Source organism: Mangrovimonas sp. YM274 (genome assembly GCF_030908385.1).
Taxonomy (GTDB): Bacteria; Bacteroidota; Bacteroidia; order Flavobacteriales; family Flavobacteriaceae; genus Mangrovimonas_A.
The window spans coordinates 1,772,027-1,783,521 of the sequence record NZ_CP133091.1 but is presented as its reverse complement, the minus strand read 5'-3'; the positions used below and the strand labels follow the sequence as shown (position 1 = coordinate 1,783,521).

Annotated in this window: 10 protein-coding genes; 7 read left to right on the top strand and 3 right to left on the bottom strand. The window is 39.1% G+C overall.

Annotated elements, in window-relative coordinates; genetic code table 11:
* Positions 1-85 precede the first annotated feature (85 nt).
* On the top strand, positions 86-1,225 hold the full coding sequence (locus RBH95_RS07820; RefSeq protein WP_307902132.1) for a TlpA disulfide reductase family protein: 1,140 nt from the start codon (positions 86-88) through the stop codon (positions 1,223-1,225).
* 59 nt (positions 1,226-1,284) lie between these two features.
* On the opposite strand, the gene RBH95_RS07815 is transcribed toward RBH95_RS07820, so the two are convergent.
* Positions 1,285-1,932, bottom strand: a complete 648-nt coding sequence (locus RBH95_RS07815; RefSeq protein WP_307902131.1) for a rhomboid family intramembrane serine protease — start codon at positions 1,930-1,932, stop codon at positions 1,285-1,287.
* 62 nt (positions 1,933-1,994) lie between these two features.
* Here RBH95_RS07815 and RBH95_RS07810 point away from each other — a divergent pair, with 62 nt between their 5' ends.
* Positions 1,995-2,888, top strand: a complete 894-nt coding sequence (locus RBH95_RS07810; RefSeq protein ID WP_307902130.1) for a lysophospholipid acyltransferase family protein — start codon at positions 1,995-1,997, stop codon at positions 2,886-2,888.
* A gap of 56 nt (positions 2,889-2,944) precedes the next feature.
* Here RBH95_RS07810 and glmM read toward each other — a convergent pair whose 3' ends face one another.
* Positions 2,945-4,333 (bottom strand): phosphoglucosamine mutase, encoded by a 1,389-nt coding sequence (gene glmM, locus RBH95_RS07805; RefSeq protein WP_307902129.1) that lies wholly within the window; start codon positions 4,331-4,333, stop codon positions 2,945-2,947.
* 89 nt (positions 4,334-4,422) lie between these two features.
* On the opposite strand from glmM, the gene RBH95_RS07800 reads away from it, so the two are divergent.
* From RBH95_RS07800 to RBH95_RS07790, 3 genes are all read left to right on the top strand, one after another.
* Positions 4,423-5,031, top strand: a complete 609-nt coding sequence (locus tag RBH95_RS07800) for an acyl carrier protein phosphodiesterase (RefSeq protein ID WP_307902128.1) — start codon at positions 4,423-4,425, stop codon at positions 5,029-5,031.
* Entirely contained in the window at positions 5,028-6,716 is a 1,689-nt protein-coding gene (gene ggt / locus RBH95_RS07795) for a gamma-glutamyltransferase (protein WP_307902127.1), read from the top strand. The genes RBH95_RS07800 and ggt overlap by 4 nt, the downstream gene beginning before the upstream one ends.
* A gap of 158 nt (positions 6,717-6,874) precedes the next feature.
* Entirely contained in the window at positions 6,875-7,576 is a 702-nt protein-coding gene (locus tag RBH95_RS07790; protein ID WP_307902126.1) for a hypothetical protein, read from the top strand.
* 11 nt (positions 7,577-7,587) lie between these two features.
* Here the strand turns inward: RBH95_RS07790 and RBH95_RS07785 are convergent, their stop codons facing one another.
* A complete protein-coding gene (locus tag RBH95_RS07785; protein ID WP_307902125.1) occupies positions 7,588-8,115 on the bottom strand; it encodes a hypothetical protein in 528 nt (175 codons plus the stop codon).
* 258 nt (positions 8,116-8,373) lie between these two features.
* On the opposite strand from RBH95_RS07785, the gene uvrA reads away from it, so the two are divergent.
* Both uvrA and RBH95_RS07775 read left to right on the top strand, forming a co-directional pair.
* Positions 8,374-11,205: an excinuclease ABC subunit UvrA gene (gene uvrA / locus RBH95_RS07780; protein WP_307902124.1), complete on the top strand. Its 2,832-nt coding sequence runs from the start codon at positions 8,374-8,376 to the stop codon at positions 11,203-11,205.
* 116 nt (positions 11,206-11,321) lie between these two features.
* Positions 11,322-11,489 (top strand): lmo0937 family membrane protein, encoded by a 168-nt coding sequence (locus tag RBH95_RS07775; RefSeq protein ID WP_307902123.1) that lies wholly within the window; start codon positions 11,322-11,324, stop codon positions 11,487-11,489.
* Positions 11,490-11,495 lie beyond the last annotated feature (6 nt).

The window sequence follows — 11,495 nt, the reverse complement described above, 5'->3', positions numbered from 1 at the left end:
CAATTCTTTAGGGTTTCTACTTAAAATGGTTGCCTTTCTGTAGTGAGACTTATTATATTTGTGCAACTCAAAAATATAAAGAACAATGAAAAAAATACTTAGTGTATTATCTCTTTCCCTACTTATTACAGCATGTAAATCGCCAGAGAAACACGATGGTTATGTCATTGACGGAACCGCCGATGGTGTTGTTAACGGTATTCGTGTTTACTTAAATACCATGGATGACCGCGGCAGACCAACGCCTCAGGATACTGCGGTTGTAATGGATGGTAAATTTAAATTTGAAGGTACTATCGCTTCTCCTAAATTGTGGTTCCTTTCCATAGATAACGTGAATGGTTTAAAACCAATCCTAATGGAAAATGCCCTTTTTGAAGCTACCGTTTACAAAGACAGCTTGCATGCCTCCAAAGTAACGGGAAGCCATTCCAACGAAGTGTTTTCAAACTATAATGAGGTTATGAAAACCATGTCATTGGAGCGCCAGAGCATCACTTCCGATTTTAGAAAAGCCAGTCAAACAAAAGATACTGCAGCTATTGCCAAGGCAAGAAAAGACCTTGCAAAGCTGACAACCAAAATGCAGGACTACCCATATAATTTTCTTGAAACCGAAGAGCCTACTTTTTTCTCTCTTTTATTGATTGAATCTTTAATTCAAGGAAGAGATAGCGATTTAGACAAGATCACCAAGGCTTACAACGCTTTGGATGCCGACATCAAAAACTCAGAATACGGTGTAGTTGTTGGGGGTAAAATAAAACAAAAGGAACAAGAAACTGCTAAAACAGCATATTTGGAAATAGGAAAACCTGCACCAGAATTTTCAGCTCCCGATACTAACGGCAATGTTGTTGCTTTAAAGGATTTAAGAGGTAAAGCTACCATTATCGATTTTTGGGCCTCTTGGTGTGGTCCTTGCCGTAGAGAAAACCCTAATGTGGTTAAAGTATATGAAAAATACCATGATAAAGGCTTAGAGATTATTGGAGTATCCTTGGATAAAGAAGGTCAAAAAGATCGTTGGTTAAAAGCCATTGAAACAGACAACTTAACTTGGAACCATGTATCTAATTTAAAATATTTCCAAGATCCCGTGGCACAGCAGTACAATATCAGATCAATTCCTTCTACCTATATTTTGGATGAAAACGGAATCATCGTTGCCAAAAACTTGAGAGGACCTGCTTTGGAAGCTAAAATTGCAGAGCTTTTAGATTAAGTTCTTTCATCAAACATTAACAAACAAAAAGTCTTCAATATTGAAGACTTTTTTTTGTTTTATAGCTTTCCTGTTTTATGCATGACGTACAGAATAATAATTGGGACTGCCAAAAGCAACACCATCGATAAACTGGTCTGCAATAAATAAGGTGCCAAAATAAGTGTCACCAAATAACCTCCTGCAGCGCCACCAAAATGGGCATCATGACCAATATTACCTACACGATTTTTCATTCCATAGATTGAATATAGCAAATAACCAATCCCAAAAATATAACCTGGTATAGGAATGGGAATAAACATCAAATAAAGAGGTTCAGTAGGATCCAATAAAATTGAAGAATACAACACACCAGTTACCGCTCCACTGGCACCAACGGCACTATAATAATATTCATCCTTATGAAAAAACAAGGAAAACAAGCTTCCCAAAATCAAACTACAAATATAAATTATGATAAAATGTAAATTCCCGAGCTCTTTGATAACAGTATCAGCAAAAAAGTACAGGGTAAACATATTTAAGAAAAGATGCATCGTATCCGCATGCAAAAACCCAGAACTGAACATCCTGATCTGCTCTCCCCTCTTGATGCCTCCTACATTAAATTTATAGCGTTCAAAAAAGCCATAATCGCCAAAACCTTTATAGGATACTATTACATTGGCCGCAATAATGATGATGGTCACTAAACTTAAATCCATAAACTCAAGAGGTATATTTATATTATAACATATATTTGCTGCTGCAAATCTAATACTAAAAAATGCAATTTCTTGTCTACATTTTGGTTTACCCATTTATCTGGTTAATTTCCAAATTACCTTTCAGACTGCTTTATGCCCTTTCCGACTGTATCTATGTTCTGTTATACTACATTGTGGGCTACAGAAAAAAAGTTGTTAAAGAAAATCTGAATTTGGTCTTCCCGAATAAATCCGATGAAGAGATCAATACCATCACCAAAAAGTTTTACCATCATTTATGCGATATGATTGTGGAGGCTCTTAAATCGATGTCGATTACCGAGGAAGAAATGAGAAAACGTTTCACCTTCACCAATGTAGACCTCATTCAAAATACGGTAAAGGACGGTAAGAGCATTGCACTAATGTGTGCTCATTACGGAAGTTGGGAGTGGATTTTTGTACTGCAAACCTTTGTAGATGTAAAAGGATATGCCATATACAAGCGCTTAAACAACAAATACTTTGATGAATTAATCAAAGAAATTAGAGCCAAATACAATAGTTATTTAATTACTACTAAGGAAACCATTCCTGTATTGATGAAGGCCAAAACCAATAAGCAACAGATTATTTGTGGTTTTGTAGCCGACCAAACCCCAAAACCCAATAAGGCATTTCATTGGGGTGACTTTATGGGGATTCGAGTACCAATGCATACCGGTGCTGAGATGTTAGCCAAACGTTTGGATCTAGCTGTTATATTCTTTAAAACGAAGCGTCTAAAAAGAGGGTTTTACCAAACCACATTTGAAACAATTACTTTAAATCCGAAGGAATATGACAATTATACCATTACCGATCTATATTTCAAATTGGTAGAAGCGCAAATAGAAGAAGCTCCAGAGTATTATTTATGGACCCACAAACGTTGGAAACATAGAGATAAAGTCCCTCAGGAATTTCAGTCCTAAACATAAAAAAAGAGCTCAAATTTGGAGCTCTTTTTTATAGTAAGTTTTATGGTTTTCTAACTGTTCGCGATTGCTTTAATTTCAGCAATAAACCTATCCGCTAGGGTATCGGCTTCTCCTTGAGAAGGTGCTTCCGTGTAAATTCTAATGATAGGCTCCGTGTTACTCTTTCTTAAATGTACCCAAGAGTTAGCAAAATCAATCTTAACACCATCTATGGTTGTGATGTTTTCTTGAGCATAGGTTGCTACCATGGTTTTTAAAATAGCATCCACATCCAATTCTGGAGTCAACTCTATTTTCTTCTTGCTCATAAAATAGTTTGGATAAGACGCTCTCAATTCGCTAACAGATTGTTTCTTTCCTGCCAACAAACTCAAGAACAAAGCAATTCCTACCAAGGCATCCCTTCCGTAATGCAGTTCAGGATAAATGATGCCACCATTACCCTCACCTCCAATTATGGCATTATTCTGCTTCATCAAGGCTACAACGTTGACCTCTCCCACAGCGCTGGCTTCATAGCTACCGCCATGTTGTTTGGTAATATCATTCAAGGCTCGCGTAGAACTCATATTGCTCACCGTATTTCCTGGTGTTTTCCCCAACACATAGTCAGCACAGGCCACTAGGGTATATTCTTCCCCAAACATCTCTCCGCGCTCATCCATAAAAGCCAAGCGGTCCACATCTGGATCTACTACAATCCCCAAATCGGCATGGTCTTTTACCACTGCCTCGGAAAGATCGGTTAAATGCTCCTTTAAGGGTTCGGGATTGTGCGGAAATTGCCCATTAGGTTCGCAATACAATTTTACGGTTTCTACGCCCAATCGCTCCAATAATAAAGGGACTGCTATTCCGCCCGTAGAATTCACGCCATCCACAACCACTTTAAATTTAGCCGCTTTAATAGCATTGGCATCCACCAAGTCCAATTTTAGAACTTCGTCGATATGCAAATCGATGTAAGCGCCATTCTTACTAATGTACCCAAGACTGTCTACAGCGGCAAAAGTCATACGATCCTGTTCTGCAATTTCCAAAATTTTAGCACCTTCGGCACCACTTAAAAATTCACCTTTGGCATTCAATAATTTTAGGGCATTCCATTGTTTTGGGTTATGGCTGGCTGTTAGGATAATTCCTCCGTCGGCATGTTCCATAGGTACCGCTACCTCTACCGTTGGCGTTGTAGACAAGCCAAGGTCCACCACATGAATTCCTAGCCCAACCAAAGTATTCATAACTAAATTTTGAATCATGTCTCCCGAAATTCTGGCATCTCTACCAACCACCACCGTATGCTGGTCTTTTTGACGTTGTTGTTTGAGCCAAGTACCATAAGCCGAAGCAAATTTTACAGCGTCAATTGGTGTTAAATTATCACCAACTGCACCGCCTATAGTACCGCGAATTCCTGAAATTGATTTTATAAGTGTCATATGTTTGTATTGTTGATTTCAGCAAAGATAACAATTCAAATTCTTAAAACTATCTGCAAAGTATCGCATCTAATTTGTAAATTACCCTAATGAATTTTCTTGCTCACATCTATCTCTCTGGAGACGACGAACTTGTCCGTATAGGTAATTTTATGGCCGATGGTATAAAAGGGTCCCAGTACAAAACTTACCCCTTGGATATTCAAATAGGCATTTTATTGCATCGGGAAATCGACACTTTTACAGACGCACACCCCATTGTAAGGCAAAGCACCAAGCGTTTGCATCCCAACTATAGCCATTATAGTGGTGTTATTGTAGACATCCTCTATGATCATTTTTTGGCAAAAAATTGGTCACAGTATTCCAACACACCGCTCCATGAATATGTAGAGGACTTTTATGATAGCCTTACTACTCACGGAGCATTGCTTACTTCTAGGACCAAACACCTTATGCCCTACATGATTGCAGACAATTGGTTGGTGAGCTATGCCGAAATAGAAGGCATACAACGGGTGCTGAATGGTATGAACAGACGTACCAACCACAAATCCGGAATGCATGCTGCAACTTATGAATTGAAATTGTATTACACTGAATTTGAAACTGAATTCACTGATTTTTTTGAACAGCTCAGAGTGTTTTCAAAGGACAAACTTATACAACTACAACGCCAACACCATCCTTCTTCATGAAACATCTTTTGCCTTTTCTACTCTTGGGGATTTGTATATTTTCCTGTACAGATGATGCTGCCAAAGTTCACAGAGGCCTTATTACCGAAAATGCTATGGTAGTCTCTGCAAGAGAAGAAGCTTCTAAAATAGGAGTAGAAATTCTCCAAAAAGGTGGTAATGCTTTTGATGCTATGATGGCTACCGAAATGGCCTTGGCAGTCACTTTTCCGTATGCTGGAAATTTGGGCGGAGGCGGATTTATGGTTTACCGGTTAAACAACGGAGACAAAGGCGCTCTGGACTTTAGGGAAAAAGCGCCCTTAGCAGCCTACAGAGATATGTATTTGGATTCTTTAGGGAATGTGATTCCCAACAAAAGCACCGTAGGCCCGCTTGCCGTAGGGGTGCCAGGCACTGTTGCAGGACTTTTTAGTGCCCATAAAAAATTTGGGGCTCTTCCCGTAAAAGACATTCTTACCCCTGTAATAGACCTAGCTAAAAAAGGATTTAAAATTACCCAATACCAAAAGGAGCGCTTCGACACCTACGATAGTATCTTTAAAACTGTAAATGGAAAGGAAATTTTATTTTCTTCTACTCTTAAAGTTGGAGACACCCTTAAAAATTTGGCCCTAGCCCATACTTTGGAGCGACTTGCACAAAATGGGCCAGAAGAATTCTATAAGGGACAAACAGCTCAACAAATAGTCAATTTCTTAATAGACAAAGGAGGCGTGATAACAATGGAAGATTTGGCGCTTTATCAGGCCAAGTGGCGTGCCCCTATTACATTTCAATACGGCGATTTGCAAATTACATCAATGTCGCCTCCCTCCAGTGGCGGCATTTGTTTGGGACAAATCATGAAAATGGTGGAACCCTTCGATCTCAAATCTTATGGCCATAATTCCCTAAAAACCATTCAAGTTTTGGTAGAGGCCGAACGACGTGCCTATGCCGACAGAAGTTTCTATTTAGGAGACCCTGATTTTGTGGATATTCCAACAAAAATACTTCTAGATACTGACTATTTAAACCAACGTATGGCTAATTTTTCTTTTGAAGCCCCTACGGATTCAAAGACCCTTTCCTATGGAAATATTGTAGGGTTTGGCAGCAATGAAACCACGCATTATTCTATTGTAGACAGCTTTGGAAATGCTGTTTCTGTGACCACAACCCTTAATGGCGCTTATGGTTCCAAACTGTATGTTGAAGAGCTTGGCTTTTTCCTAAACAACGAAATGGATGACTTTAGCAGTAAACCAGGAGTCCCCAATAGCTATGGTCTTTTAGGAGCCGAAGCCAATAGCATTGCCCCACAAAAACGCATGTTAAGTGCCATGACTCCAAGCATTGTTGAGAAAAATGGAAAGCTTTTTATGGTGCTAGGTACACCAGGGGGCTCTACCATTATCACTTCGGTATTGCAAACCATTTTGAATGTTGAAGAATTTGGGATGGGTATGCAACAAGCCGTAGATGCACCGCGTTTCCACCACCAATGGCTACCTGACGAAATTAGAATGGAAGTTAATTTATTTCCCGATTCCCTGAAAAACCAATTGGAAGCCCAAGGTTACCCTATCAATGAAACAGCGCCTCCTATTTCCGCTAGGGTTGATGCCATTTTAGTGCTTGACAACGGCACTTTAGAAGGTGGCGCCGACCATAGAGGTGACGATACAGCACTCGGCTATTAGTCGACACATTTTGATGCTGAGCGTATTAATTTATTTCAATAAAAAAAAACCATTACATTTAAAGGAAACTACCTTGGCAGGAAAATCCCCAAGAATGTTGAACTCGAGACCAGCCCCGAAACAATGGAGTCTCCATAATTGAACAAATATCAACTTATATGCGATTGAGCAAACCCTTAAAAATAATCATCGGTGTCATCATCTTTTTCACGTTACCAAGTCTCCTACTTTTTGGTTTTGCCTATTTTAAATATGGTGAACCCCTTCCTGCCGCTACTCAAAGTGAAGCTGGCGATGCCATGGCTAAAAATATGCTTAAAGCATTAAATTATGAGGCCTTTCAAAACACAAACATTATTGAATGGACCCATAAAAGACGACGACACTATAAATGGAACAAGGAAGAACACACGTGCACTGTGTACTGGCAAGAATACAAAGTAGACCTTGATTTATCCGACTACAACAAAAGTAAATGCTACGTTCATAATTTTAGAGTTGAAGGAGATACTGGTGATGAATTATTAAACGAAGCGATATCTTTTTATGAAAATGACTCTTTTTGGTTGGTGGCCCCCTACACTGTTTTTGACGAAGGAGTAACACGTCACATTGCTACATTGGAAGACGGCAGTAAAGGTCTTTTGGTTACCTATTCTCCAGAAGAGGCTTATGTATGGAAACTAGATGCCAATGGGTTTCCCAAAAGCCTAAAAATGTGGACAGACCAACTTCCATTTGGAGGCATTGAAATGTCTTGGAACGATTGGACCACCACCGAAAGTGGGGCCCAACTTCCTACTTTTCACAAATTTATGGTATTTGGCATTCAGCTTAATGATGTTGTGGGAACCAAATAGAAAAACAAACTTTATTTTTTGGATTTCTGCCCCACAAATTGCTGCGTTTTTAATTTGAACAATACATTAAACGTCGTCAAACTACCATATATTCTAGTAATATATTGTTGCAAGTCTATTTTTTCACTCTCTCCAAGATCACTACTGTTAATTTTTTGTTCCATTACCCTTAAGCGGTCACGGACCATGGTAATTTTATGAAAAAAACTATCTATCGGGATTTCTTTGCTTTGTAACGAACTATCCTCGGGTTGTAAAATCATGGTACCTCCCTTCCATTTATCAGCAATTGGGACGACTTCCGTGACATCGCTCCAACGCTTTAAAATTTGCACCAGACTACTTTCAACTTCTGCAAAACTAACCGTATCCACATCATCTTCGGTAGCTTCTATGATTTCAAACTCGCTATCCAAGTCTATGGTTTCCAAACCATTTTCAATGAAAGTCACCCAATAATGCTTGGAGGTTACGTTGGTTACAACCCCTTTACCCAATTCCGGATGGTCAATTCTAGACCCTATTCCTAATAATTTCATATGCTGTATCTTTTTTATCTGGTTATTTCAATCAATTCAAAATCTTTATTGGCGTGATTTCAACGCCATTCACAAGTATAATAATTTTTAGAGCAATTATGAACACTACAAATTATAAATCCTGCTATCGTCTTTCCTATTATCTGCATAAAATGCCACAACTATAAATATCACTTTTACAACAATTAACATTACTGAAAACTCCTGAAACTTCGTTTTTCACAGCATTATCTGTACCTTTGCAACTTTGCCAATTTTATGAGTGCATTTGAAGAACATATAGAAGTTAAGGGTGCCCGTGTGCACAATTTAAAAAACATCGATGTTACCATCCCCAGGGAACAACTGGTAGTCATTACAGGACTTTCTGGAAGTGGGAAGTCGTCTTTGGCCTTCGACACCATTTACGCTGAAGGACAGCGCCGCTATATCGAAACCTTTTCGGCCTATGCCCGTCAATTTTTGGGGGGTCTGGAACGTCCAGACGTTGATAAGATCGATGGCCTATCTCCTGTAATTGCCATCGAACAAAAAACCACTAGTAAATCGCCGCGATCTACCGTAGGAACCATTACTGAAATCTATGATTTCCTTAGGTTACTATTTGCAAGGGCTAGCGACGCCTACAGCTACAATACTGGTGAGAAAATGGTGAGCTACAGCGATGAACAGATTAAAGCACTCATCACCGAAAGCTACAAAGACAAGCGCATTAACATACTTGCCCCGGTAATTAGGTCTCGTAAAGGACACTACCGCGAGCTCTTCGAACAAATTGCCAAACAGGGCTTTGTAAAAGTCCGTACCGATGGAGAAATCAAGGACCTTGTTAAAGGCATGAAACTTGACCGCTACAAAACCCACGATATAGAAATTGTCATTGACAGACTTAAAATAGATGACAGTACAGATAACGATAAACGCTTAACAGAAACCATAAATACAGCCATGTACCATGGAGATGATGTATTGATGGTTTTAGATCAAGACACCCAAGAAGCGCGTTATTTCAGTAGAAATTTAATGTGTCCCTCCTCTGGAATTTCCTACCCAAATCCGGAACCCAACAACTTTTCATTCAACTCGCCCAAAGGCGCCTGTCCAAAGTGCAATGGCATTGGTAGATTGTACCAAGTAAATGAAAAGAAGATTGTTCCAGACGATACACTTTCCATTAAAAATGGTGCTTTAGCGCCTCATGGACCACAGAAAAACAGTTGGATTTTCAAACAATTGGAAATTATTGGGCAACGTTTCAACTTTGACCTTAATACACCTTACAAGGACATTCCCGAAGAGGCAAAACAAATGATCCTTTATGGAGGGAATGAAAAATTCTCTGTTCAAAGTAAAACTTTAGGCGTGACCCGCGATTATAAAATCGATTTCGAAGGGGTTGCCAAATTTATAGAAAGCCAGTACCACAATTCCGATTCAACATCCCTAAAACGATGGGCTAAGGAATATATGGATAAGGTAGTTTGTAACGAATGTGAGGGGTCTCGACTACGAAAAGAATCTCTATACTTCAAAGTAAACGAGTTGAGCATTGCCGATTTGGCCCATATGGACATTGTTGATTTGTCCCAATGGTTTGCAGATTTACACCACCACCTTAGTGCTAAACAGCTTAAAATTTCAGAAGAAATCATTAAGGAAATTAAAGCCCGTCTTCAGTTTTTATTGGATGTAGGGTTAGATTACCTATCCTTAAACCGCAGCTCAAAATCGCTTTCTGGAGGTGAAGCACAACGTATTCGTTTAGCCACTCAAATTGGATCGCAATTGGTTGGTGTTCTCTATATTTTGGATGAGCCCAGTATTGGACTGCACCAACGAGACAACGAAAAATTAATCAATTCCTTGGTATCCCTGAGGGATATAGGAAACTCTGTGATTGTGGTTGAACACGATAAGGACATGATAGAACGTGCCGATTACGTCATCGATATTGGTCCTAAAGCAGGAAAACATGGCGGAGAAATTATAAGTATTGGAAGTCCCGAAGAACTCAAAACCCATCATACACTTACCGCCGACTACCTTAACGGTTGTAAGGAGATTGAAGTTCCTAAAAAACGTCGTGAAGGCAATGGTAAATCTATTGTATTAAAAGGCTGTACGGGGAACAACCTAAAAAATGTGTCTGTAACCTTCCCTCTTGGAAAAATGATTGGTGTTACTGGGGTGTCAGGAAGTGGAAAATCGACTTTGATTAACGAGACCCTCTACCCTATTATGAATGCACATTACTTTAACGGGGTAAAAAAACCAATGCCTTACAAAAGCATTAAAGGCTTGGAGCATATTGATAAAGTCATCGACATCAACCAATCACCAATTGGGCGTACCCCAAGAAGCAACCCTGCCACCTACACTGGAACTTTTAGTGAAATACGCAGTTTGTTTGCCAAAGTACCGGAGGCTATGATCCGTGGCTACAAACCTGGTCGTTTTAGTTTTAATGTTAAAGGAGGGCGCTGCGAAACCTGCCAAGGAGGAGGTGTTCGCGTGATTGAAATGAACTTTTTACCAGATGTTTATGTAGAATGTGAAACCTGCCAAGGGAAACGTTTTAATAGGGAAACCCTTGAAATTCGCTATAAAGGCAAATCCATTAGTGACGTCCTGAACATGACCATTAATGAAGCAGCCGAGTTTTTTGAACATATTCCTAAAATCCATAAAAAGCTAAAAACAATAAAGGATGTAGGTCTGGGATACATCACTCTTGGACAACAGAGCACCACGCTTTCTGGGGGCGAGGCCCAACGTATTAAATTGGCTACCGAATTAAGTAAACGAGATACCGGTAACACCTTTTACATTTTGGACGAACCTACCACAGGGTTGCATTTTGAAGATATTCGGGTATTGATGTTAGTGCTCAACAAATTGGTGGATAAAAGAAATACCGTAGTAATTATAGAACACAATCTGGATGTTATTAAAACAGTAGATCACATTATCGATGTGGGTTATGAAGGCGGAAAAGGTGGAGGACAAATCATTGCCGAAGGAACTCCTGAGGAAATCATTAAAAACAAAAAAAGCCATACAGCGAGATTTCTGAAGAAGGAATTGGAATAATATTTTTGTGTAAAATTTAATAATAAACACTTCAAAAGCTTAAAAACTAACATTTTAATATTATTTAGCCAATATCTTTAGTATATTAGTATCATAACATCAAAACCACAACTATTATGAGAAGTATACTTTGGCTAATTGCCGTAATTTGTATCTTGGTTTGGATTCTAGGCTTTTTCGGAATCGTGGAAGGAATTGGAACCAGTAGCTTAATTCATATTTTGCTCGTTATCGCCGTTATTGCAATCCTCTACAATATCATATCTGGTAGAAAACCATTGTAACAAGAT

What these genes read in the sequence shown, in the direction of transcription:
- RBH95_RS07820 (WP_307902132.1), top strand. Translation starts at nt 86, where the DNA reads ATGAAAAAAATACTTAGTGTATTATCTCTTTCCCTACTTATTACAGCA.
- RBH95_RS07815 (WP_307902131.1), bottom strand. Translation starts at nt 1,932, where the DNA reads ATGGATTTAAGTTTAGTGACCATCATCATTATTGCGGCCAATGTAATA.
- RBH95_RS07810 (WP_307902130.1), top strand. Translation starts at nt 1,995, where the DNA reads ATGCAATTTCTTGTCTACATTTTGGTTTACCCATTTATCTGGTTAATT.
- glmM (WP_307902129.1), bottom strand. Translation starts at nt 4,333, where the DNA reads ATGACACTTATAAAATCAATTTCAGGAATTCGCGGTACTATAGGCGGT.
- RBH95_RS07800 (WP_307902128.1), top strand. Translation starts at nt 4,423, where the DNA reads ATGAATTTTCTTGCTCACATCTATCTCTCTGGAGACGACGAACTTGTC.
- ggt (WP_307902127.1), top strand. Translation starts at nt 5,028, where the DNA reads ATGAAACATCTTTTGCCTTTTCTACTCTTGGGGATTTGTATATTTTCC.
- RBH95_RS07790 (WP_307902126.1), top strand. Translation starts at nt 6,875, where the DNA reads ATGCGATTGAGCAAACCCTTAAAAATAATCATCGGTGTCATCATCTTT.
- RBH95_RS07785 (WP_307902125.1), bottom strand. Translation starts at nt 8,115, where the DNA reads ATGAAATTATTAGGAATAGGGTCTAGAATTGACCATCCGGAATTGGGT.
- uvrA (WP_307902124.1), top strand. Translation starts at nt 8,374, where the DNA reads ATGAGTGCATTTGAAGAACATATAGAAGTTAAGGGTGCCCGTGTGCAC.
- RBH95_RS07775 (WP_307902123.1), top strand. Translation starts at nt 11,322, where the DNA reads ATGAGAAGTATACTTTGGCTAATTGCCGTAATTTGTATCTTGGTTTGG.